Origin of the sequence: Fulvimarina thalattae, from assembly GCF_040239565.1 — a bacterium.
GTDB lineage: Bacteria > Pseudomonadota > Alphaproteobacteria > Rhizobiales > Rhizobiaceae > Fulvimarina.
Map to the genome: position 1 here is coordinate 86127 of NZ_JBEHWS010000011.1, position 22831 is coordinate 108957.

General features: G+C 61.2%; 25 protein-coding genes and 2 tRNA genes. 12 read left to right on the top strand and 15 right to left on the bottom strand.

Going from position 1 to position 22831, the window contains the following annotated elements:
• Positions 1 to 205 precede the first annotated feature (205 nt).
• Together ABRA89_RS14395 and ABRA89_RS14400 are read left to right on the top strand one after the other, a co-directional pair.
• Entirely contained in the window at positions 206 to 1915 is a 1710-nt protein-coding gene (locus ABRA89_RS14395) for a hypothetical protein (protein WP_349942195.1), read from the top strand.
• Between the two features lie 165 nt (positions 1916 to 2080).
• On the top strand, positions 2081 to 2854 hold the full coding sequence (locus ABRA89_RS14400) for a glutaredoxin family protein (RefSeq protein ID WP_349942196.1): 774 nt from the start codon (positions 2081 to 2083) through the stop codon (positions 2852 to 2854).
• 72 nt (positions 2855 to 2926) lie between these two features.
• On the opposite strand, the gene ABRA89_RS14405 is transcribed toward ABRA89_RS14400, so the two are convergent.
• Positions 2927 to 3238, bottom strand: coding sequence for an ArsR/SmtB family transcription factor (locus ABRA89_RS14405; RefSeq protein ID WP_463671301.1), 312 nt, complete (start codon positions 3236 to 3238; stop codon positions 2927 to 2929).
• A gap of 75 nt (positions 3239 to 3313) precedes the next feature.
• Between ABRA89_RS14405 and ABRA89_RS14410 the strand changes: the two genes are divergently transcribed.
• From ABRA89_RS14410 to ABRA89_RS14420, 3 genes are read left to right on the top strand one after another with little or no spacing between them, the layout of a single operon-like run.
• Positions 3314 to 4219: an MBL fold metallo-hydrolase gene (locus ABRA89_RS14410; protein WP_349942198.1), complete on the top strand. Its 906-nt coding sequence runs from the start codon at positions 3314 to 3316 to the stop codon at positions 4217 to 4219.
• An 11-nt stretch (positions 4220 to 4230) separates the two neighbouring features.
• Entirely contained in the window at positions 4231 to 4620 is a 390-nt protein-coding gene (locus ABRA89_RS14415; protein ID WP_349942199.1) for a rhodanese-like domain-containing protein, read from the top strand.
• Positions 4617 to 4742, top strand: a complete 126-nt coding sequence (locus ABRA89_RS14420) for a hypothetical protein (protein WP_349942200.1) — start codon at positions 4617 to 4619, stop codon at positions 4740 to 4742. The genes ABRA89_RS14415 and ABRA89_RS14420 overlap by 4 nt, the downstream gene beginning before the upstream one ends.
• A gap of 25 nt (positions 4743 to 4767) precedes the next feature.
• Here the strand turns inward: ABRA89_RS14420 and ABRA89_RS14425 are convergent, their stop codons facing one another.
• The 4 genes from ABRA89_RS14425 to ABRA89_RS14440 form a co-directional block, all read right to left on the bottom strand.
• Positions 4768 to 5232, bottom strand: coding sequence for a DUF411 domain-containing protein (locus ABRA89_RS14425; protein WP_349942201.1), 465 nt, complete (start codon positions 5230 to 5232; stop codon positions 4768 to 4770).
• Between the two features lie 235 nt (positions 5233 to 5467).
• Positions 5468 to 5544 (bottom strand) — tRNA-Arg (locus ABRA89_RS14430).
• A gap of 54 nt (positions 5545 to 5598) precedes the next feature.
• Complete coding sequence (locus ABRA89_RS14435) at positions 5599 to 5904, bottom strand: ETC complex I subunit (protein ID WP_349942202.1); 306 nt, start codon at positions 5902 to 5904, stop codon at positions 5599 to 5601.
• Positions 5905 to 5950: 46 nt separating this feature from the next.
• Positions 5951 to 6027: transfer RNA gene (locus ABRA89_RS14440), tRNA-Pro, on the bottom strand.
• Between the two features lie 178 nt (positions 6028 to 6205).
• On the opposite strand from ABRA89_RS14440, the gene ABRA89_RS14445 reads away from it, so the two are divergent.
• Together ABRA89_RS14445 and ABRA89_RS14450 are read left to right on the top strand one after the other, a co-directional pair.
• Entirely contained in the window at positions 6206 to 7003 is a 798-nt protein-coding gene (locus ABRA89_RS14445) for an alpha/beta hydrolase (protein WP_349942203.1), read from the top strand.
• 224 nt (positions 7004 to 7227) lie between these two features.
• A complete protein-coding gene (locus tag ABRA89_RS14450) occupies positions 7228 to 7428 on the top strand; it encodes a hypothetical protein (protein WP_349942256.1) in 201 nt (66 codons plus the stop codon).
• Here the strand turns inward: ABRA89_RS14450 and yacG are convergent.
• From yacG to ABRA89_RS14470, 4 genes are all read right to left on the bottom strand, one after another.
• Positions 7379 to 7576: a DNA gyrase inhibitor YacG gene (gene yacG, locus ABRA89_RS14455; RefSeq protein WP_349942204.1), complete on the bottom strand. Its 198-nt coding sequence runs from the start codon at positions 7574 to 7576 to the stop codon at positions 7379 to 7381. The genes ABRA89_RS14450 and yacG overlap by 50 nt on opposite strands.
• Entirely contained in the window at positions 7573 to 8277 is a 705-nt protein-coding gene (locus ABRA89_RS14460) for a Maf-like protein (RefSeq protein ID WP_349942205.1), read from the bottom strand. Before ABRA89_RS14460 ends, yacG begins: the two co-directional genes overlap by 4 nt.
• Before the next feature lie 42 nt (positions 8278 to 8319).
• The gene (gene infA, locus ABRA89_RS14465) at positions 8320 to 8538 is read right to left on the bottom strand and encodes a translation initiation factor IF-1 (RefSeq protein ID WP_007065640.1); all 219 of its coding nucleotides are present in this window, start codon (positions 8536 to 8538) and stop codon (positions 8320 to 8322) included.
• Positions 8539 to 8890: 352 nt separating this feature from the next.
• A complete protein-coding gene (locus tag ABRA89_RS14470) occupies positions 8891 to 9634 on the bottom strand; it encodes a L,D-transpeptidase (RefSeq protein ID WP_349942251.1) in 744 nt (247 codons plus the stop codon).
• Positions 9635 to 9901: 267 nt separating this feature from the next.
• Between ABRA89_RS14470 and cueR the strand changes: the two genes are divergently transcribed.
• Together cueR and ABRA89_RS14480 are read left to right on the top strand one after the other, a co-directional pair.
• Positions 9902 to 10306 (top strand): Cu(I)-responsive transcriptional regulator, encoded by a 405-nt coding sequence (gene cueR / locus ABRA89_RS14475; protein ID WP_349942206.1) that lies wholly within the window; start codon positions 9902 to 9904, stop codon positions 10304 to 10306.
• Between the two features lie 90 nt (positions 10307 to 10396).
• On the top strand, positions 10397 to 10882 hold the full coding sequence (locus tag ABRA89_RS14480; protein ID WP_349942252.1) for an MmcB family DNA repair protein: 486 nt from the start codon (positions 10397 to 10399) through the stop codon (positions 10880 to 10882).
• A gap of 37 nt (positions 10883 to 10919) precedes the next feature.
• Here the strand turns inward: ABRA89_RS14480 and ABRA89_RS14485 are convergent, their stop codons facing one another.
• Positions 10920 to 11492: an ActR/PrrA/RegA family redox response regulator transcription factor gene (locus ABRA89_RS14485; RefSeq protein WP_349942207.1), complete on the bottom strand. Its 573-nt coding sequence runs from the start codon at positions 11490 to 11492 to the stop codon at positions 10920 to 10922.
• Positions 11493 to 11726: 234 nt separating this feature from the next.
• Entirely contained in the window at positions 11727 to 13100 is a 1374-nt protein-coding gene (locus ABRA89_RS14490; protein WP_349942208.1) for an ActS/PrrB/RegB family redox-sensitive histidine kinase, read from the bottom strand.
• Between the two features lie 270 nt (positions 13101 to 13370).
• Between ABRA89_RS14490 and ABRA89_RS14495 the strand changes: the two genes are divergently transcribed.
• Together ABRA89_RS14495 and ABRA89_RS14500 are read left to right on the top strand one after the other, a co-directional pair.
• Positions 13371 to 13865, top strand: coding sequence for a YciE/YciF ferroxidase family protein (locus tag ABRA89_RS14495; protein WP_349942209.1), 495 nt, complete (start codon positions 13371 to 13373; stop codon positions 13863 to 13865).
• A gap of 215 nt (positions 13866 to 14080) precedes the next feature.
• Positions 14081 to 15865: an SLC13 family permease gene (locus tag ABRA89_RS14500; RefSeq protein ID WP_349942210.1), complete on the top strand. Its 1785-nt coding sequence runs from the start codon at positions 14081 to 14083 to the stop codon at positions 15863 to 15865.
• A 9-nt stretch (positions 15866 to 15874) separates the two neighbouring features.
• Here the strand turns inward: ABRA89_RS14500 and ppdK are convergent, their stop codons facing one another.
• The 4 genes from ppdK to ABRA89_RS14520 all read right to left on the bottom strand — a co-directional run bounded on the left by ppdK (position 15875) and on the right by ABRA89_RS14520 (position 21525).
• A complete protein-coding gene (ppdK, locus tag ABRA89_RS14505; RefSeq protein WP_349942211.1) occupies positions 15875 to 18538 on the bottom strand; it encodes a pyruvate, phosphate dikinase in 2664 nt (887 codons plus the stop codon).
• Between the two features lie 163 nt (positions 18539 to 18701).
• Positions 18702 to 19580 (bottom strand): DsbA family protein, encoded by an 879-nt coding sequence (locus ABRA89_RS14510; RefSeq protein ID WP_349942212.1) that lies wholly within the window; start codon positions 19578 to 19580, stop codon positions 18702 to 18704.
• Positions 19581 to 19711: 131 nt separating this feature from the next.
• On the bottom strand, positions 19712 to 20230 hold the full coding sequence (locus tag ABRA89_RS14515) for a DUF721 domain-containing protein (RefSeq protein ID WP_349942213.1): 519 nt from the start codon (positions 20228 to 20230) through the stop codon (positions 19712 to 19714).
• Positions 20227 to 21525 carry an O-antigen ligase family protein gene (locus ABRA89_RS14520; protein WP_349942214.1) on the bottom strand — a complete coding sequence of 433 codons (1299 nt, stop codon included), beginning with the start codon at positions 21523 to 21525 and terminating at the stop codon, positions 20227 to 20229. Before ABRA89_RS14520 ends, ABRA89_RS14515 begins: the two co-directional genes overlap by 4 nt.
• Positions 21526 to 21584: 59 nt before the next feature.
• Here ABRA89_RS14520 and mutY point away from each other — a divergent pair, with 59 nt between their 5' ends.
• The gene (gene mutY / locus ABRA89_RS14525) at positions 21585 to 22823 is read left to right on the top strand and encodes an A/G-specific adenine glycosylase (RefSeq protein ID WP_349942215.1); all 1239 of its coding nucleotides are present in this window, start codon (positions 21585 to 21587) and stop codon (positions 22821 to 22823) included.
• Positions 22824 to 22831: the final 8 nt, after the last annotated feature.

Here is a 22831-nt window from a genome sequence, read left to right on the forward strand (position 1 = left end):
GGAATCAGGCGGGCGGGCGTCACCCTTTTCGATTACCAGTCATGATCGCGATGGCAAGCGCGGAAATACGCGTATGGGCCCACAGCCGTGAGAGGACCCAACTGGCGCTCCTTTCAAGAAGCAGCTTTCCCGAAAGTAACGGTTCTCTAACGGCCAGCGCCGATGATTTAAGCCGCCAGTTCCGCATCCAAGGTCCGCTCAGCCGATGTCCGATATCACCAGCCAAACCGCACGGGTTACCGGTTTCCGGCTCGGCGTGGCCTCGCCGCCCCTGCTGCTGGGTCTCGCCACCATTCTGCTGTTCGCGCTGCTGACCTTCCCGATCACGGTGCCGATCGGACCGTTCTACTGGGACACGTTCATCTACTTCGATGCGGCGAACCGGCTTGCGAGCGGGCAGATGCCCTCGGTCGATTTCTTCGCCCCCGCCGGTCCCCTCGGTTACTGGCTGTTCGCTTCGCTCAACGAGATTTTCACCCAGGCCCAACCGGCGCTTCTCGCTCAGTACATGATCCTGGTGATCGCTGCGCCGCTGCTGGCGGCCGTGCTGATGGATGTCGATCGTCGATCTCGAACAACCGCCCTCTCGCTGCTCCTGCCGTTTCTAATCTTCGTGGCGCTGCCTATCAACGCGACGGCCTATTCGTCCTATCCGGGGATCGACGGCTTTGGCTATTACAACCGCCAGTGCATCCATCTTCTCTACGTCCTCACCGCCGCTCTTCTCTTCGCGACCAACCGGACCGTCCTTCTGACAGTGCTGATCGGCACGATGACGGCCCTCTTTCTCACAAAGATCACCGGCTTCGTCTCGGGCGGCCTTCTTTGTGCGTTCGCCGTGCTTGCCGGCCGGGTGAGCGTCAAAGAGGGGTTCATCGTCTTCGCGGGATTTGCCGCCATCCTGCTCGGTCTCGAAGCCGCAACGGGCGTGACCTCGGCCTATGTCGCCGACCTGATGACGCTCGCCATCATGAACGACGGCGTTCTCCTCCAGCGTTTCCTTCAGGCCGGCTCGCTGCATTTCGGCATCTTTGCCTCGGCCGCGCTGCTTTGCCTTGCGCTTCTCTACGCCGAGCGGAATCAGCTCGCGACCTGCATCAAGACTTTTGCAACAGACAGGACCCTTTCCGGCGCCGCCTCGGTTTTCGATCGCGGCTCGATCTGGCTCGGCGTCGCGCTTTTCGCCGGCCTCTTCTTCGAGACACAGAATACGGGCAGCCAGCCTTTCGTCTTCGTCTGGCCTGTAGTGCTCATGATCCTTCTCAATATCGATCAGCTGGCCGGCAAGCTCCGCCTCGCCTGCCTGACGCTAGCCGCCGCAGCCACCCTTCCGAGCGCGGTTTCGACGATTCACCACGCCGCGCGGGCCGCTGTCGGACAGCTGCAATATGTGTCGATGGAGCTGCCTCATATGAAGACGCTCGACCAGGTGAGCCAGCGACCCGAAATCGTCGAGCGCTCGGCGATCGTTCTCGATCTCTACAAGCGTTTTCCGGAGACCTTTCAGGCTTTTGCGGATAAAGAAATCCTGCCGAGCTTCATCTTCTACACGGAGCAGGATACGCAGCTTACCTGGCTGCGCGCCGTCAGCGAGGGCGTTGAGGCCATCCAGGCCTACGAAGCTGAAAACGACGTGCGCTTCGAGACGATCTTCAGCCTCAATTTCACGAACCCGTTTCCCTATCTGATGGACCGCCGCGCTCCGAGGGGCGTACCCATCGGCGCCGATCCTTATCGTACGGTCCCGGAACCAAGCGAACAGGTCCTCGCAGAACTGAACGCAACCGATCTTATCCTTTACCCGAAATGCCCTGTCACGAACGCGAACCAGGAGCTCTACCGCTTCTACGAACCGGCACTGAGCTCCCGTAAGACCATAGAGCTGTCGCCCTGCTGGGACGGGCTCGTACGATAGGACCGCTAGATCGTCCCTTTTGAGAGCCGACACGGGTCGACTTTTGTGTGCCGGGGATCGTTCGAAGAACCCTTCGGACGGTTTGGCCTTGACCTTCCAGCGAGTGGAACTCCCACCTTTCGAAGATCGAACGGAGAGGGTTTCCATAGGAAGGACAATCCAGCCATGGACAGCATTTCGACGACGGAAAACGGAAAAAAGGCCGTCCTCTATCGGATGGTCATGGATAAACACCTCTGCCCCTTCGGCCTCAAATCGAAAGATCTACTCGAGCGCGAGGGATTCGACGTCGAGGATCATCATCTGACGACGCGCGCCGAAACCGACGCGTTTCAGGAAAAGATCGGGGTCGAAACGACACCGCAGACCTTCATCGGCGGCGAGCGCGTCGGCGGCTATACGGAACTGCGCGAGCATTTCGGCAAACGCGTCAAAGAGAACCAGCACACGACCTATCAGCCGGTCATCGCGATCTTCGCGGTCGCGTTCCTGATGGGACTCGCCGTTTCCTGGGCCGCCTACGACACCATCTTCACGTTGAGGGCGGTCGAATGGTTCTTCGCGATCTCGATGACCCTGCTCGGCATCCAGAAGCTGCAAGACGTCGAGAGCTTTTCGACGATGTTCCTCAACTACGATCTTCTGGCTCAACGCTGGGTGCCCTACGGCAAGCTCTATCCCTTCGGCGAAACCCTTGCCGGCATCTTGATGATCGCGGGTGCGCTTACCTGGATATCGGCGCCGATCGCACTCGTCATCGGCACCGTCGGGGCGATTTCAGTATTTTACGCCGTCTACGTCCAGAAGCGCGAGCTCAAATGCGCCTGCGTCGGCGGCGCGTCGAGCGTGCCTCTCGGCTTCATTTCGCTGACCGAAAATCTGGTCATGATCGGCATGGGCATCTGGATGCCTATCCGCATGTTGCTTTGGGGCGGCTGATTGAGACGAAGCGGTAACCGCGAGCAGGAAAAAAGCGAGGACGCGTCGACGCGAATGCTCGCCCGCCTCGCTTCAGCCGTTTCCTCTTTCGGATTTTGCCCGTCCGGGGCCGCAGAAGATTTCATAGAGGCTTTCCATGATCGCCCGAATCTCACCGTCGGCGAGGCGGTAGTGGATCGTCTGACGGTCGCGCCGGGTTTCTACGGCTCCGCCGGCGCGCAATTTTGCGAGGTGTTGGGAGAGTGCCGACTGGCTGAGGCCAACGGCTTCAGCAAGCGCGCCGACTTGAAGCTCCCCTTCGGCGAGAAGGCACAGGATGCGCAGCCGAGCGGGATTGGCGATCAGCGAGAGGATCGCCGCCACTTCCTCTGAACGCTCTTCCAAAAATTCTATATTAGATATTGCTAATTTAGACATTAATCATATATGGCGCTCAACCCTTTGGAAGACAATCGGACGATGGAGATTGCCATGCTCGCCCGCCATAGTCCCTCGACCGGCCCAAGGTCGCCGGACGTATGGGGCTTCTACGAGGAGAACACTGGCTCGATCCAGTATCTTGTCGCCGACCCCGCGACGAAGAAAGCTACTCTGATCGACGTCGTTCAGAATTTCGATCCCCCCGAGGCTCGAACCGGCTTCGAGAGCGCCGACGAAGTTCTGCATTTCGCTAACAAACAGGGACTCACGATCGAGCGTGTGCTCGATACCCATCCCCATGCCGATCATCTGATGGCATCCACCTACCTGAAGAACAAGCTGAAGGTCCCGAACGGCATCGGCGAAAAGGTTCTGGAGATCGCCGATCTGTGGCGCGACCTCTATCATCTGCCGGATGCATTCGACCCAGTCCGCGACTTCGACGATCTGTTCGCGGATGGCGACAGCTTCACGATTGGCGACCTTCAGATGAAGGTGATCCTGTCGCCCGGCCATACGCTGGGCTCGATCACCTATGTCGTCGGCGATGCCGCCTTCGTCCACGATACGCTGATGTATCCGGATATGGGTTCGAGCCGAGCGGACTTCCCCGGCGGCGACGCAGGTATACTCTGGGACTCGATCCAGACGATCCTAGCGCTGCCTCCGGAAACCCGGCTCTTCGTCGGCCACGACTACGGAACAGACGAGCGCGAAGAGATCTTCTGGGAAGCGACGGTCGCCGAGCACAAGCGCGCCAACAAGCATGTGCGCGACGGCATCTCGAAAGAGGAGTTCGTCAAGACGCGTACCGAGCGCGACGAAACGCTGTCCCTGCCTGACCGGATGCTCCACGCGTTGCAGGTCAATCTGCGGGCGGGTCAGCTCCCGCCGGCGGAGGCCGATGGCCATGTCTATTTAAAAATACCAATGAATCGGCTTTGAAGGAGGCTCGAATGCCCAAGACCATGAAGGATTTCGTCGCCGAGGCTCGCAAAATGACCGGCGGCTCGGTCGACGCCGGGAAGGCCGACGGCCTGATTCTCGATGTGCGCGAGGCGCATGAACTCGACACGGACGGCCGTGTTCCGGATGCGGTTCATATTCCACGCGGGTTTCTGGAAGCGAAGGCGGACGTGACCAACGAGGGCGGCGAGAAGGCGCTCCATGCCTCCCATGCCGGCGGAATGCCGGTCCACGTCCTCTGCGCCTCAGGAGCGCGAGCAAGTCTTGCGGCAGCAACGCTGACCGAGATGGGCTATTCCGCCAAACCGATCGAAGGCGGTCTCAAAGCCTGGCGCGAAGCCGGCAGACCGGTCGATGGCGGGAATGGAGGCACGTCATGATGCATGACGGAAGCGACATGATGGGTTCGTGGATGCCGTTCGGGATGGGCCTCTGGGGCATCCTCTGGCTCGTCATCGTCGTTCTGGTGATCGCGGCGCTGATCAAATTCCTGCGCCGCTAAGGCCTTTGCCGCCGAGCAAAATCGCTTAGCGCGGGTAGCTGGCGAAGACTTCGCTCGAACCATCCTCTTTGACCAGCAACACGTCGTACGGCGTGTCGCCATTGCCCATGCCCGGCGCATCGGCCGGCATGCCCGGCACTGAAAGTCCGATCGCTTCGGGCTTTTCGGTCAAGAGACGCTTGATATCCGAAGCCGGAACGTGGCCTTCGATCGCATAGCCGTCGATCAGGCCCGTATGGCAAGAGGAATGCTTCGGCGTGAAACCCGCTTGCTGCTTCTGGGCATTGAGATCGGCCATGCCGACATGTTCCACCTCGACGTCATATCCAGCCTCTTCGACATGCCGAACCCAGGCCGCACAGCAGCCGCAGGTGGGAGAGGCGTAGACCTTCATCGCCTCACCGGCATGGGCAAGGAATGTCGTCGAGAACAGGGCGAGCGCGCCGGCGCCGAGTGCTGCTGCAATGCCGGTCTTGGTCCGAGTCGTCATGGATCGTTCTCCTTCTCCGGGTCATACTCGCTTTCGCTAATCCTAAGCGAGCAAGAGCAAGTCGTCAGCTTAACACTTCGTCAGAAAGACGAATGAGTCTTGCCTTGAGACACTGGCCGTGAAGTGACGCCGGTGAGAACAAAGATGGGAATTTCAGCTGGATTTGGTGGCAAAGACAGCGACATCAAAATGCACCAAACTCTGCGAAAATCGCTTTTAAATCAATAATTTAGGATGGCGATCCCACCAGGATTCGAACCTGGGACCTACGGCTTAGAAGGCCGTTGCTCTATCCAGCTGAGCTATGGGACCGTTGCGTCGATGATAGGTCATCGAGGCGGACAAAGTCACGCGACCAAGGGGCCGTCAGTGTGTCCAGGGCTGGCGTCGGTCGTATTTGAAATTATCGGCATAGGCGACACGAACCCGCTTGGTCTCTTTGGGCTCTTCGACGCGGTAGGGAATGTCGTTGCGCTCGGCATATTCAATCGCCTGTTCACGCGTTTCGAACGACAGGCGCAACTGGCTCAGCATGTCGCCGGACGACGTGTAACCCATCAGGGGATCGATCCGCTTCGGCTCCTGCGGCTCGTAGACCAGCAGCCATTCCTGCGTCTTGGCCTTGCCCGACTGCATGGCGGTGCGCGTTGGTTTATAGATCCTCGCGACCATTGCGATCCTCTAGCGAAATGAGCCAACGATGCCGGCAAAATAAGCATGGTCGGAGCGGCAGGATTCGAACCTGCGACCCTCTGGTCCCAAACCAGATGCGCTACCAGACTGCGCTACGCTCCGAGACTGCTCATTCGGCCGTCGTCCACGGGATGAGGATGTGAAGGGGCGGCCCCTGAAAGTCAAGGCGGCAGAGGCAGTCATATCCGCACTTTGAGGAATATTCCGCCGACCTGTCTTTGACACCGGGCCTGACGCACTTAAGACCCAACAAAAGCGCAAGGAAAGAAGGATGAATGCCATGCAGGACGGCGACCGTGACACCGGCCACGAAGTGAGCGTCGGCGAAAGCGGCGATACGCGGCAGATCGCATACCGGACTCTCGACGGTAGAGGACCGACGATCGTCTGGCTCGGCGGATACCGCTCCGACATGCGCGGCACCAAGGCCGAGCACCTGCTCGACATCGCGGCCCGCGAAGGCCGCGCCTATATGCGGCTCGATTATTCCGGTCACGGCGAATCGGGCGGGCGCTTTGAAGAGGGCACGATCTCTCGATGGACAGAGGAGGCGTTGCGCGCCATCGAGGCCTCGGGTGCTCGATCTGTCCTCCTCGTCGGCTCGTCCATGGGCGCCTGGATTGCCCTCAACCTCGTTGCCCGCGCCCGCAGCGGCCAGGCCTCCTTTTCGGTCGCAGGCCTTCTGCTTCTCGCCCCGGCTCCCGATTTCACCGAACGTCTCATGCGACCGCGACTGAGCGAGGCCGACCTCATGAGCATCCAAACGCGCGGTCTGCTGGAAGAGCCATCTGAGTACAGCGACGAGCCGAATATCTACACCAAGGCGCTGTTCGACGACGGCGCAGCCAATCTGGTGATGGACGGCCCGATCGAGACCGGGTGCCCGGTCGCAATCATTCAAGGCATGGAGGACCCCGACGTGCCCCACGCCCATGCACTGGCTCTGATGACTTGCCTGTCAGCCGACGATGCCACGATGACGCTGATCAGAAATGGCGACCATCGGCTGTCGCGCCCCAAAGACCTCGACGTTATCGAACGGGTTCTGACCAATCTGCTGGGACAGATCACGGCCTGAAGCAATAGCGCGAGAGCGTCCATTCCCAGAGATCAGCAACGCGACCAATAGATCATTATCTTATACTAAAGTCGAAACCGTTAGTCGCGACGCAAATTAATCTGTTCTACCAACCAGAATAGGGCGAAAAATCGATTTTTATTGAACGACTTAATGGCATCGACGCCTGATTTACGTTACTGTCGATATCGAGGGACATACCTCTCGATGGGAGGAATATGAACGTGAGCTTCGATGATGATCGTGAGCTGGTCGAACTCGTCAGCGCTGCGTTGAAATCGCTTTCGGTTGCCTCTTCGAATACCAAGCCGGTCGATTTTGCCACCGTCAAACGGGAAGAAGCATCGATGGCTCGCATGGTGGCGAGCCTGTCGGCTAGCTCTCCTCGTCGTCATCCCCAGCCGACACGGACGGACCGGGAATAACGTAACTTCCCGCCAGCCAGCGATTGAGATCGACCGCCTTGCACCGTTCCGAGCAGAACGGGAACAGCTCCCGGGACGACTCGCGTCCGCATTCGGGGCATCGGCGCTTGCGGCGCAATGGCGTCACTTTCGAAGTCGGTTCGGTCATGGGGCTGCGGAAGCGGCTTCCTTGTCTCGATCCGGCTGCTGTTTTTTCTCGTCCTCGTCCACGGGCATCAGTGGCGACGTATCCTGATCGTCGTCGTCGAGCAGCAATCCCGTTCGCGAGTCGATGTCGTAGCCCTCGCCCGCAAGAAGATTGACCGTCTCATACAGCGGCAGACCGACAACGTTGGTATAAGATCCGATCAGCCGTACGACGAAAGCGCCTGCCCTTCCCTGAATGGCATAGCCACCGGCCTTGCCCCGCCACTCGCCGGATCTCAGATACCGGTCGATATCCTCTCTCGACAGACGCTTGAACCGAACCCGGCTCTCGACGAGACGCTGGCGCAGGGAACCGCGCGGCGTGATCAGACTGACACCCGTATAGACCCGGTGCGCGCGACCCGACAGGATACGCAGGCAAGCCTGAGCATCCTCCTGAAGTTCCGCCTTCGGCATGATGTCGCGGCCGACGCAGACCACCGTATCGGCTGCAAGGACGTATGCGTTGTCGTAATTGAGTTCAGCGACTCGCTTCGAGGTCGCTTCCGCCTTTTCGCGCGACAGACGCTTTACCAGAGACCGCGGATGTTCGTTACGTGTCGGCGTCTCGTCGAGATCGGCCGGCATCATCACATCCGGCTCTATGCCGGCCTGCTGAAGCAGTGCGAGACGACGCGGCGAAGCTGAGGCGAGTATCAGCATGAGAACTCTTCGCGAAAATGCGTTGATCGGCGCGGCAGGTGATTACTTGAAGCGATAGGTGATCCGGCCTTTGGTGAGATCGTAAGGCGTCATCTCGACAAGCACCTTGTCGCCCGTCAGCACGCGAATGCGGTTCTTGCGCATGCGCCCGGCGGTATGGGCGATGATCTCGTGTTCGTTTTCCAGCTTCACGCGGAATGTCGCGTTTGGCAAAAGCTCGACAACCTCGCCGGGAAATTCCAGGACTTCTTCCTTGGCCATTCGTATTCCTTGTCAGTCGTCCCCGTCCAAGGGGACATTCAAATTGAAATGGGCCGCTCGGGGCGGCCCTCGCCGCGCACGTTCTTCCGGGCGCACGAAAACATGCGAGGAACGAGACGCGGCGCTTTCCCCTTAAATCGTAGGAAATGCGGGAAAAAGCAAGTTAGGGCTCCGCAAGGGAGCGCAAGCGCGCCGTCGCATCGAAAAGCCGGCGCGTAAAGCGGGAAAGGGCCATTCAACGAGAAAGCCGGACATCTCGAACGAGATATCCGGCTCGAAGGCGTCCCCGCCCGTTATCCATCCACCTCGGAGCGTCCGCGACACTTCGGCCACGCTCCGAGCAGACAAGAGGTCAGCGCTGGGCGAGGCGTTCCTGGCCCTGCTTGACGACAACCTTGGCTTGGCGCGGAACGCGCTCGTAAAGGTCGATGACGTCCTGGTTCATCATGCGGATACAGCCGGACGAAGCAGCGGTCCCGATGGTCCACCACTCAGGCGTTCCGTGGATGCGGAACAGCGTGTCCCTGCCGTCCTGGAAAAGGTAGAGCGCGCGCGCGCCGAGCGGATTGGTAAGGCCCGGTTCCATGCCGCCGTTACGGTATTCCTCAAGCTCAGGCTTGCGGTCGATCATCTCGCCCGGAGGATGCCACTTCGGCCAATGCTGCTTGGAATTGACGTAGGCATCACCCGACCAGGAGAAGCCCGCGCGGCCGACGCCGATGCCATAGCGCATCGCCATGCCGTTCGGCTGGACGAGATAGAGGAAGCGGTTCGGCGTATCGACGACGACCGTGCCCGGCTCGTACTGGCTGCCTTCCGGATAGGAAACTTCCTGACGCAGATATTGCGGATCGATCTTCTCGGACGGGATCGCCGGAAGCGCAAAGCCGTCGTCGACGGCTGCCGCATAATCGGGGTTGGACACCGCGGCGACGCTGCCGGAATTGAGCGTCGAGGGGCCGGCATAGGCCGCAGCGACCTGCGCGTTCATCGGAGTAACCGTCGAAACGCGTGACGACGGGCCGGTGGAGCAGGCCGAAACGAGAGCGGCTGCGCCGAGGACCAAGCCGGCTTTGATTAGGGTGTCGATTTTCATCATATTCGTCCAGTCAAGAGACGGGGAGCTGCCTCAGAAAGCAGCGGTAAACGTTGGGTCCGCAGCGACACTTGAAGACGAGCCGGACCCGAAAATGCTGTCACTCTGGATAAGCCTGCCCTTGCGGTGAAGCAACGGCGAGAATGTGGCAGACCATGCTTAAGAAATCCTTGTTGCGGGCCCAACACAGTTGACGCTTCTCCACCCCGCGACATCTGGAAAAGAAGTGCGGCGAACGATCGCCGCGAAGGGTAAGGTGAGGCAAGCATGAACATCGGAGAGGCGTCAAAGCTGTCCGGGCTGCCGCCGAAGACCATCCGATACTACGAGGAAATCGGCCTGGTTAAGCCGGCCCGTGCACCCAACGGCTATAGAGACTACAGAGACCGGGACGTCCATATTCTGCGCTTCTTGCAGCGCTCGCGCTCGCTCGGCTTCTCGATCGAGGACGCACGGCGGCTGCTTTCGCTCTATGCCGACGAGAACCGCCATTCCAAGGACGTGAAACAGGTCGCACGCAGGCGAGTCGCAGAAATCGATCGCAAGATCGAGGAATTGCAGACACTGAAACGCGCGCTCGCAGACCTGACGGAACGCTGCCACGGTGACGCCGATCCCGACTGTCCGATCCTCGAAGAAATCGGAGAGGATCGCAAACTCGCGACCAACTGATACATTTTCGCAACGTGATCATTGGCGCAGACCAACAGATCGTTCACGTTTTGTCTTGCGCAGAATCCGGCTTTGGGTAATACCCTGCCCATGCCGCTCGTTTCGCCCTTCTCCAACGAACCTCTGATCGACGGTCGCCAGTCCGAGCGGGCCATGATGGTCCGTCGAGGCGTTCAGCGCCTGATGATCGCTCACCGGATCTCTCTGCTCCCGGAAATGCCGCTCAAATCAGGACGGCGCGCCGATCTCGTCTGCCTTTCCGAAAAGGGCGAGATCACCATCGTCGAGATCAAGACCTCGATCGAAGACTTTCGGGTCGACCGGAAATGGCCGGATTATCTCGAACATTGCGACCGGCTGTTTTTCGCCACCCATCCCGGCGTGCCGGTGGAGATCTTCCCCGAGGATCAGGGCCTGATCGTCTCGAATGGCTATACAGCGGAGATCTTGCGCGAAGCGCCGGAAAACAAGTTGAGTTCCGCCACGCGTAAAGCCATGACGCTTCGCTTTGCGCGCCTCTCCGCCGACCGGCTCCTGCAAGCAGAATGGGCCGCCAACCCGTTCATGACGGACTGACGGCCCAAACTGAATACGTCTGTAGACTGCCTCCCGCTCAGCGCGGCGCGCGTTTCGCCAGAATGCGCTGCAAGGTGCGTCGGTGCATGGAAAGCCTGCGCGCAGTCTCCGACACGTTGCGGTCGCAGAGCTCGTAAATCCGCTGGATGTGTTCCCAGCGGACGCGATCGGCAGACATCGGGTTTTCCGGCGGCGCCGCACGTTGGTCGACGTCGCGGGTGAGCGCTGCCGTAACCTCATCCGCATCAGCGGGCTTCGCAAGGTAATCGATCGCGCCGAGCTTCACCGCCGTAACGGCAGTGGCGATATTGCCATAGCCGGTCAGTACGACAGCCCGTGCATCAGAGCGAACACCGCGAAGAGCCTGCACCACATCGAGCCCGTTGCCGTCGCCTAGACGCATGTCCACAACGGCGAAGGCGGGTGACGACCGTTTGACGGCATTCATGCCTTCGCTGACGCTTTCCGCGGTAGTAACCGCGAAACCGCGCTGTTCAAGCGCGCGACCAAGCCGTTGCAGGAATGGCCGATCATCATCGACCAGCAGCAGGGAGTTATCACCGGCCACCGGAGTAAAGGTCTGGGCTTCTGCCTGAGCAGTATCGAGCATGTCAGTCTCCTTGTCCGGTTACGCAGCTACGATGAGCGCGGTCGGGTCCTTCGCCGCCCTGCGCGCACCACACCTTTTCAGGATTCGGAGCCTTTAGGAATGCGAGGTGGCTGGACCCTCTTACGTAACGTTGAGATGGATACCCATCTTGTTGAATTCAACGAAACAAACAGCCGGAAAGATGCGACTTTGGTGCGAGTGCGGCGACCGGTCGCAACCTGGCAGGATCCTCGATCAGTCCGTCTGGCTCGCCCGTGCAAGGGAACCGCCCTCTTCAAACACGCTGCGGTTCCACTGGACGATGACGATCGCCCCGGCCTTCTCGCCATTCACACGGCCCGGCTCATGACGGTTCTCGAACGAAATCGAGGCGCCGGAACGCTCGAGCAGGGTCTTGGCGATGAAGACACCGAGGCCGAGACCGCCGCCCGCGCGACGATCGCCCCGAAGCTTGTCGGACATATAAGGGTCCCCGATCCGCGCAAGCACATCCGCATTGAAGCCGGGCCCGTCATCAATGACCGTAACCGCGACAGCCGTCTCGTCCCAGGCGACCGAGATAGTCACCGAAGACATTGCGAAATCGACTGCGTTCTCGACGATATTGCCGAGACCATAAAGAACGCCTGCGTTGCGCCGAGTGACAGGCTCCGGCCCATCGCCCTCGGTCTCGACCGCGACGGTGATTCCGAAATTCCGATGGGGCTCGGCCACCTCGTCGATCAGCGAGAGCAGCGGCAACTTCGCCATATGGCTTTCAGACGACGACGACAGGCTGGAAAGCTGGCGGAGAATTTCGCGGCAGCGCTCGGACTGTTCGAGCAGGAGATCGATGTCGTCGCGTAGGGGACTGTCCTTCGGAACGGTCCGGCTCATCTCCTTGGTAGCAAGGGCTATGGTGGCGAGCGGCGTGCCGAGTTCGTGGGCTGCGGCGGCGGCCAGCCCGTCGAGGGCGGAAATGTGCTGCTCGCGCTGGAGGACGAGTTCGGTCGCGCTCAGCGCGTCTGCGAGCGCACGGGACTCGGCCGCGACGCGGTAGACGTAGATCGCCGAAAAGACGAGCGTTCCGACGATCGCATACCAGAGCCCGGCGATGTAGATCGCTGGCAGCGAGAAGGTCTCGCCATCGGGCCACGGCAGCGGCATATGGAATATCGCAAGGAAAGTAGCAGCCAGCGAAGCCAAAAGCCCCAACCCAAAGGTCGTGGCCGGTGGCTGCGTCGCAGAGGCGATCAGACATGGAACGATGAGGAAGACCGAAAACGGGTTTGTCAGTCCGCCCGTTAGGTACAGGAGGCCCGTCGGCTGAAGGATGTCGAAGGTCAAGACGCTCGCAGCCGCCCCCGGCGAAAGCCGGCGGCTCGCGGGAAATTGCGTCGTCAGATAGATGTTCAGCGCAACCGAAAGCGCGATCAGGCTGAGACAGAACCAGGCCGGGATCGGCCACCAGACGCCCCACGCGACAAAAACCACGGTCGCGATCTGCCCGGCGACGGAAATCCATCTGAGCCGCACGAGGGTCGCCAAACGCAGGCGTTGGCTCTCGCGCATCGTCGTGACGAAAGGCGGGAGGCGAAGATCGAAGCTTTGGCGCGTGGTCGTGTCCATAACGGCCTATCTAACGGAGATCGCCTCCGCCTCGATATGAGGCGAGTTCACGCACCCGTTATTTAGACGCCAAAATGGTTGAAATGCTGCGCGACCGATTGCCGTAGGGTGCGACTGCGGATCGTTGCAGGCAGTTGAAAAGACTTCCCTTTCCCCGATCTGACAACAGCACAGAAAGGTCGAAACCGCCAGCCGGGCAGGTCTTTGAAGTGGAACAATTCGCGCTCCCTAGCGCTATGCCCCACAACAACCGACCAGGAAGGACGGATTATGACCATCACCAATCTCAAGGACATCTATATCGATCAGGCGCAGGACATCTACAGCGCCTGCAACCAGTCGGAGAAGGTCACGCGCGAGCTCGCCGACGCCGCCAAGAGCGAAGAGCTGAAGAAGGCCCTGAATGCCGGTGTCGATGGCATCGAAAGCGGCATGCAAACCCTTTCCGCGATCATCAAGGGTCACGGCGAAGATCCCAAGGGCGAGTTCTGCAAAGGCATGGAAGGGCTTGTGAAGGAAGCCCGCGCTCACGGGCTGGAAGAAGACATCACCGACCCGGACGCCCGCGACGCGATGATCATCACGCAGTATCAGCGCATGGCCCACTACGCGATCGCCGGTTATGGCTGCCTCGTGGCTTTCGCCAAACGCCTTGGTCTCGACGACGAAGCCAAGAAGCTGCAGTCCTGCCTCGACCACACGGCGGACGGCGACCGCACCATGACCGATCTCGCCACCGGCGGTATCAACAAGGCCGCTGTCTGAGCATCAGCCTGATTGGAGACGGCTCCAGCCGTCTCAAGAGCGATCCCGGCAAGATTTCGATCTTGACCGGGATTTTCTTTTGCCGGGCAGCGTTACCTTGTCCTCAATGAAGACGGCAACGACAGACCATTTGTATTCGATAACCCGGGATGTACAGCGTTTCGGTTTTTTTCCGTACGCGTACGCGAAGCCGCGCAAAGGCGGCGTATAAGGCCATGACCGCGTTTCTCGCTGATTATTCGGCCTATATCGGCATTGCGATCGTCATTATCGTCTTCATCGGCTTTGCCATCGAGCGGTATCCACCGGAAGTGGTGGCGGTTGCAGGCGCCGTGACCTTTCTCGTGCTCGGCTATCTCGACGCCAACGAGATCTCGGCCGCCTTCTCCAACCCGGCACCGATTACCATCGCCGCCATGTTTGTCCTCTCCGGAGCTCTGATCCGAACGGGAACGCTGGAGGTTGCGGCGAGCTGGCTGGTTTCTCGCGCGGGCAAACAACCCGTCGTGACGATGGCGATCCTGACCGCCGGCGTGATGGCGGCTTCCGCCTTCATGAACAACACTCCGGTCGTAATCGTCATGATCCCGATTTTGATCGAGATCGCCCGGAAGCTGCAGATCGGATCGACGCGGCTGCTGATCCCGCTGTCCTACGTCACGATTCTGGGCGGCACCTGCTCGCTGATCGGCACATCCACCAATCTCCTCGTCGACGGTGTCGCTCGCTCAGAAGGCCTCGATCCGTTCACGATCTTCGAGATCACGCCGATCGGCCTTTTCGCTGCGGCCGTCGGTCTTGTTTATCTCGTGATCGCCGGTCCGCTATTGCTGCCGGATCGCACGGCCGCTGAAGAGGCACTCGCGAGCGACGAAGACAACGACAAGTATCTGAGCGAGATCACCGTGCGCGAAGAGGCGAGCGCCATCGGCCGGACGGTGAAGGACGTCTCCAGCCTCTCCCGGCGCGGCGTCAAAGTGGTCGCGATCCGACGTGGCGGTGAGACCATTCGACGTGATCTGCAGGACCAGGTGATCGAACGCGGGGACCGGATCGTCCTCTTCGCAACGGCCGAGGAACTCCTCACCCTCAACGACAGCGATCATTATCGCGTCGGTCGCCTCAGCCGATCTCGGAAAAGCGCTGAGACGGTCATCGTCGAGGCGACAGCCGCGCCGCACCGGCGCGGCATCGGCCGGCGGATCGACGACCTGATCGGCTATTCCGGCTCCGGCGTCGCTGTGATCGGCGTGCGCCGCCATCGCCATACACCGGGACCATCGCTTTTGGAAACGCGCCTGCGCCCCGCCGACCGGCTTCTCCTCGAAGGCGCACCTGAAGCCATCTCTCGGATTGCCGACACGAACGATCTCATCGAGATCAACACGTCCCACGCGCGACCCTTCCGGCGCGAAAAGGCACCGCTCGCTATTGGCGCGTTGATCGCCGTGATCGCGCTCTCGGCCTTCGGCCTCGCCTCGATTCAGGGCCTCGCCTTCATCGCCATCGCGGCGCTGCTGCTGCTTCGGGTGATCGATGCCGACGAGGCCTGGCGCTCGATCCGTGCCGATCTCCTGATCCTCATCTTCGCCATGCTTTCGATCGGTGAAGGTCTTTCCAAGACCGGAGGCATCGAGCTGATCGTCACGACGATCGAGCCCCTGCTACAAGCGGTGCCGGCCTTCGCAGTCCTGATCCTGATCTACGCGCTGTCCTCGACGCTGACCGAGATGGTGACCAACAACGCTGTCGCGGTGATCCTCACCCCTGTCGCGATCGCCCTCGCCGCCTCCCTGGGCATCGAGCCACGCGCCCTCGTCGCCGCCGTGATGTTCGGCGCCTCGGCCTCATTCGCAACACCGATCGGCTATCAGACGAACACGCTGGTCTACGCCGCGGGCAACTATCGCTTCATGGATTTTCTGAAGATCGGCGGGCCGATGAACGTCATCATCGGCCTCGCAAGCTGCCTCGCGATCAGCGTCTATTATGGATTCTGACGGGTCCGCTCAGCGCCGAGAACGCCCGCCGCGCGTGATCCGGTCTTCGCGGATCGCAGCCTGGGCCGCTGCCAGCCGGGCGATCGGCACGCGGAAGGGAGAGCAGGAAACGTAGTCGAGACCGGCTTCGGCAAAGAACGCGATCGAGGCCGGGTCGCCGCCCTGCTCGCCGCAGACGCCCAGTTCGATATGCGGCTTGGTTCGCCGTGCCTTTTCGACCGCGATCTGGATGAGCTCGCCAACGCCCTCGACGTCCACGGTCTGGAACGGATCGCGCTCGATGATACCCTCGCGGACATAAGTCGACAGGAAGGTCCCTGCATCATCGCGCGAGATGCCGAAAACGGTCTGCGTCAGGTCATTCGTGCCGAAGGAAAAGAAATCGGCGGCCTCGGCTATCGTGTCGGCGCGGACGATCGCGCGCGGTAATTCGATCATGGTCCCGACTCGGTAGGTCAGATTTGTGCCCGTCTCCGCGATCACCTGCGCAGCGACAGCGTCGATCCGCTCCTTCACGAAATCGAGTTCGCGTCGCAGACTGACGAGCGGCACCATGATTTCCGGCGTCACGGCAGCGCCTGTCTTCGCGCCGGCCTCCACCGCCGCCTCGAAGATCGCACGCGACTGGACCTCGGCGATCTCCGGATAGGAAATCGCAAGCCGGCAGCCGCGATGGCCGAGCATCGGATTGAATTCCTGAAGCGCAGCAATCCGCTGGCGCAGCGTGGAGACATCAATGCCGAGAAATTCCGCCGTCTCGCCGATATCGCTTTCGGCCTGGGGCAAGAACTCGTGCAGCGGCGGGTCGAGCAGCCGGATCGTTACCGGAAGGCCGGCCATGATCTCGAAAAGTTCGACGAAATCGGCACGCTGGATCGGCAAGAGCTTTTCGAGAGCCGCGCGGCGGCCCTTTTCGTCCGAAGCAAGAATCATCTCGCGCATGGCGCGCACACGGTCGCCCTCGAAGAACATGTGCTCCGTGCGGGTGAGGCCGATGCCTTCAGCGCCAAAGTCGCGCGCTGCCCGTGCTTCGGCGGGCGTCTCCGCATTGGTGCGTACCCTCATGTGACGCGCCCGGTCGGCAAACTCCATCAGGGTAGCGAAATCACCATCGAGAGAGGGCCGAACGAGAGTGACCGCACCCTTGATCACTTCGCCGGACGTGCCGTCGATCGTAATCGGATCACCTTCCTTCAGCACCGTTTTGGCAGCGTGTAGTTCGCCAGTCGCAGCATTGAGGCGCAGCGTTCCCGCACCTGTGACGCAGGGCTTGCCGATACCACGCGCGACCACGGCCGCGTGGCTGGTGGTGCCGCCGCGGATCGTCAAAACGCCCTCGGACACGTGCATGCCGTGAATATCTTCAGGATGGGTTTCGTGACGCACGAGGATGACCTTTCGGCCTTCCGAGGCGAGCGCCTGGGCGCGATCGGATGTGAAGACCATCTCACCCGTCGCGGCCCCTGGCGATGCGGGCATTCCCCGCGCCATCACCTCGAAGCTCTCGTCGCGCTGAATCGATGGGTGGAGAAGCTGATCGAGCGACGTCGCGTCGATCCGCGACAGGGCCTCCGCCTCGTCGATCAGGCCATCGCGTACGAATTCGACGGCAAGACGGACGGCTTCGGAGGCGCTGCGCCGGCCGACGCGCGACTGGAGCAGAAAGAGCTCTCCATCACCGATCATGAACTCCACTTCGGCGAGATCGCCGAGATAGGCCTCTACGGCCCGTACATGGTCGTCGAGATGTTCGATATCGGCTGGAAATTCCTCGCCACCATTCTCCAGTGCAGCCGCGAGATTGATACTGCGATGTTGGTCATTGCGCAGAACATGACCGGAGCCGAGCTGGAATTCTCCGGTCAGCTGCGGTCTGCCTGTCGCCATGTCACGCGACAGGGCCCGGCCACGTCCGGACTGGGCATTGCGCTCGTTGAAGATCATCGAATGGATCGTGACGGCGAGACCCGAATTCTCGGGAATGCCGTGCAGCGCACGATGGGCCTGGGCCGGAGCGCTTCGCCAGCTCTTGAAGACGGCATTGACGATCTCGACGAGTTGCTCGAACGGCGTCTGCGGCATGATGACTTCGAGTTCGTCGGCCAGAAACCGGTTCAGTCGCGCGATCAGCGCACGCCAGTCGTCGATCGACGTCGGTTCTCCGGTCCAGCCCTTCTCTTCCGCTTCCTCGTCGGCGATCTCCTCAAAATCCGTGGGATCGGCGTCGTAGACAAGCTGGGCATAGCTCTCGATCAGCCGGCGATAGCTGCGGAAAGCAAAGGTCGCATCGTCCAGTTCTTCTGCAAGGATCTCGACCGTCCGGCCGTTGAGCCCGACATCAAGCACGCTTTCAGCAAGGCCCGGCATGGCGGCCTTCGCGCTGGAACGTACGGCAAGAAGAAGAGGCCGGCGGTCGCCGTCGAAGCGGCGCCCGGTGACGTTTTCGAGGGCTTCGACATGATCGCGAAGATCGGCCCGCAGGCCCATGGAAAGCTCGTCGCGGCCGCCCTTCGATTCGCGCCATGCATAGGTCGAGATCGTGAAACCCGGAGGAACGGGCAAATTGAGCGATGCCAGAAGCGCAAGGTCCGCGCCCTTGAGACCGAGGGACTCGACCGAGTCCGCCGGCCGTTCGGCCTTGCCTCTTTGAAATTGAAATATGCGTTGTGGCATCGAACCGCCGGGTCAGGACCTCTTTCCAGTCTACCCTCGCGTTTAGCGCGGCATGTCCGCAACACCAAGAGCGTCCCGGCGGAATCCTAATGCGAGTTTAAGGAAAAATCACAGGCACTTCGACAGCATCGCCGCCGAAGTGCCTCAAGGCCTAATCCAATCGTCAGTTCGTCGGTGTCGCCGCCTCGATCGCGGCAGCCATATTCTCCGGGCTCATCGCGCCGGCATATTTGGTGCCGTTGATGAAGAAGGTCGGCGTCGCGGTCACGCCGAAGTCCTCTTCGCCGGCCTTCTGCACATCGACGATCTGCTGCTGCAATTCCTTGTTGTTGAGGCAGGCGACGAATTCATCCTGTCCCATACCGGTCATGCGCGCGATCTTCAAAAGCTCCTGCGAAGGACTTTCGGCACCGGCCCAGGTCCGCTGCTGCTCGAAGAGAACGTCCACCATTGCCGTACGCCGCTGATCGTCGCCGGTGCAGCGCGCCATCATAAAAGCGGCGAGCGAGACGGGGTCGAACGGGAATTCGCGGACGATGAGCTTGGCCTTTCCGGTATCGAGATAGGCTTTCTTGATCGCCGGGTAGCTGTTTTCGTGGAAGTTCGCGCAATGGCCGCAGGTCATCGAGGCATACTCGACGATGGTGACCGGCGCATCGGGATCACCCTGGACGATGTCCGGCAGAGCCTGCTCGCTCATCAGTTCCGACACATCGACATTGCCGGAGGATTCCGGCGCCTCCTCGGCTGGCGTCAGCGTCGGTTCAGACGAGCTCTCGGCTGTCTGTTCAGCGGCCGCAGCATCGGACTCCGAGGCGGCCTCGGTGTCGGCCGCAGGCTCGGCGGATGGCTCCGACTCGGCGGTCGTTTCTGTTTCCGCCACAGGATCGCTTGCCTGAGCGACTTCGATCTGGCCAGCGTCCGGCTGAACGATGCCATTAGCAGAGGCGTCTTCATCGCTGCAGGCAGCGAGCGTGATCAAGCTAGCACCGGCGAAAGCGAGCGCGGCCAGCTTCAGGGGCGAGGAATTTGAGCGGGTCACGGGCAGAATGTCTCCGTTTGAAAATCGTGCTTTGCAGCGGTTTCTATATAGACGCTGGTCCGTTGCCTACCACGAACGACCGCCGCGCCGACTTACAATTCTGTCATGCGCGCGCGAGCGGCACCGTCTCGTCAGTCCCGTTTGCGGTCGCTGCGGCTGAGCGTTGCCTCCGCAAAGGCTTTGAGGGACTCTCGCAGGGTCTCGTCCTCGATATGACCAACCATGGCCTCGATCTTCTGGCGATCCGACAGGTTCAGGCGGCGCGAGCTTGGCTTGTTGCTGCGAGACGCTTCCATGACAGGCATCTGCGTAATCTTGACCTTGGCAACCGCGATGAATCCATAGAGTCGATTGATCCGCGCGATCAGCTCGCTCGTCTGGTGCTGGAGCCGAAGAGCAGCTGCCGGCTCCGCGCCGATTACGAGGGTCGCCGGCTCAAAGGGATCGTCCTCGCCGCGCTTCGGCGGCCAGCGGAATTCCAGCGGCCGCGTCTGTCCCGTGAGGCGGGGACCCGCGATCTGCGGCCAGGCGAGCGCGAGCTCGGAGGTCATGCCGGCCTTCTTGCGCAGGACCGGATCAACTAGCTTCGACGCAAGATCCGATAGCGATCGCGGCGGTGGGCGCCGCTTCGGTTTCTGAAAATCGCTCATGCCGGAGCGTCCTCCGTCGACCGCACGCCGTTTTCACTCATCATCGTACCCGCCAGCGTCCAGATCGAAAGAGCCCAGACGGCGTCGAGAATATCGTGGAAGAACATGATGTTCGTAAGGCCGGGGATCAGATAGGCGCAAACGAGAATGAGCGCGAAGGCCAGCCGGGCCGGGCCCTCAGCTTCGCGCCGCTGCCGAAAGGCGCACCAGATGGGCGTAAAGAGAACTGCGAGAAGTGCTGCGATGCCGACCAAACCTGCCTGCACGCCGACGGTCAGGATCACGTTGTGCAAGTGGCTGAAGGAGAAGCCGTCGGCAAAGACCGCGCCGAGATGCGGCTGGACAGCGGCCCAGAGACCGCTCTCGCCCCAGCCGAGGAAGGGTCGTTCCAGAAAGGCCGCGATCCCGGCCCGATACATGTCGGACCGCAGGCTGAGAGAGGTCGCGGCATTTGCATTCGCAAACATCACCTCGAAATCCTGAATCAGGCCCTGCGCGCGATGGCTGACATATTCCGCACCCAGCACCACTCCGACGAGCGTCAGGACAAACGCTGCAGCGAGGGTCAAACCGCGATGCCGCTGCCCGATCCGCGACCAGACGACCGGGATGTCCCGCCGCCGTGTCCAGAGGGCGATTGCTAGGATGATGGGAAGCGCTGGCCAGGCACCGCGCATGCCCGTCATGATCACGGCTAGCGAGGCGCCGAACATGCCAAGAAGGGCGATAGCATTCCGGAAGAAATCGTGCTTCTCGCGAAAACCCAGCAGCGCAAGTCCGGCGGTCAGGAGGCAGAGGATCGAAAAAGGACCGGCATTGCCGGCAAAACCCTCAGCCCGGTAGCTGTCGAAGAGAATGATGGAGGCGAGCCCCGCGACCGGCGCGAGGATGCCGCCGATCGCAGCCCCCTTGAACACGGCATCGAGCACGTCCTCCGTGCGGGAGATTGCCACCCGATGCACCGCGATGATCGGCATCAGGAAGAACAGGCGAAGACCGATATCGAGGGCAGCCGTTCCGGGATCGCTGTTGAGAATATCCGCAACCGCCAGCGCGCCGAAGAAAGCGACATGGCTCCAGAGCAGCGGAGCCGCCGGTCCAAAGGCGCGCCAGCTAAGCCGTCCGACGACGAGACAAATTGCCGCCCAGCAGGTGAGGACAGTGACTATCAAGCCCACGAGAGACCCGGCGAGCGGCATGATGGCATATGAGAGTATGATCGCGGGGCGATTACGCTCGGCCATCCCCTCGGTGGGCGGATTGATCAGCCGCGCGAAAGACGTCACTGGGTTCATCTCGCCTTCGTATCCACCTCGATCATGCTTGCCCCGTTCAGCGGATTGAAAGCCTGCCCATGTCGCTTCCCAAAGACCCGCTCTCCAAGCAGCTCCTTGCCTGGTACGACACCCATGCGCGGGACATGCCCTGGCGAATGAGCCCGAAAGCCCGGAAGGCAGGCGCGCGTCCCGATCCTTACCGCGTCTGGCTGTCGGAGATCATGCTCCAGCAGACCACTGTCGCGGCGGTGAAACCCTTTTTCGAGCGCTTCGTCAATCGCTGGCCGACCATCACCGATCTCGCGCGCGCCGAGGCGAGCGAGATCATGGCCGAATGGGCGGGGCTCGGCTATTACAGCCGCGCCCGCAATCTCCATGCCTGCGCGAAGACGGTTGACGAAGAGCATGACGGCGCGTTTCCGAAGACCGCCGCCGAGCTGAAGGCGCTTCCCGGCATCGGCGACTACACGTCGGCCGCCATCGCCTCGATCGCCTTCGATGAACCCGCTCCCGTCGTCGACGGCAATATCGAGCGCGTGATCACCCGCCTGTACCGGATCGCAGACCCGCTCCCCGGAGCGAAACCGAAGATCAGGGAGAAGGTCGCCGCGCTCACGCCGAAGGATCGGCCCGGCGATTTCGCTCAAGGCATGATGGACCTCGGCGCTACCATTTGTGTGCCACGAAACCCGAACTGCCTGATCTGCCCGATCACCAGGTCCTGCGATGCCCGGAGCGAGGGCGACCAGAGCCGATATCCCGTCAAGGCGCCGAAGAAGGCGGTTCCGCACCGGGTCGGCGCTGCCTTCGTCGCTATACGGCTGTCCGATGGCGCGGTATGGCTTCGCCGCCGACCGTCGTCCGGCATGCTCGGTGGTATGTCCGAAGCGCCGTCGACCAACTGGTCGGCACGGGCGGACGGCAAAACCGGAGGCGATAGCGCACCTTTTTCGGCGGACTGGCATAACGCAGGAGCCGTCGAGCACGGTTTCACGCATTTCAAGCTCGAACTGACGGTCTATCGCGCCGAGATCGAGCAACCCCCGGATATGGAGGGCTGGTGGGCACCGGCGGATCAGATCGCGAATCAGGGGCTTCCAACGCTGATGCGCAAGGTGGTGACGCGCGCCCTCGCCGATGACTGCCAGAACATCAAAGCGAAGCAAGATGCCCCAAAACACCAAGCAGCTGGGAATACGGACGACCGAGAGTCAGCCGATCAGGAGACGCTTCTTCGGGAAGAACCGGAAATAGAACGCCGGGCCCGCCCTGTCAGGCGAGCCCGGCGCACGTCCGGGCGTTGGTCCCGGACCTGAAAGCAAAA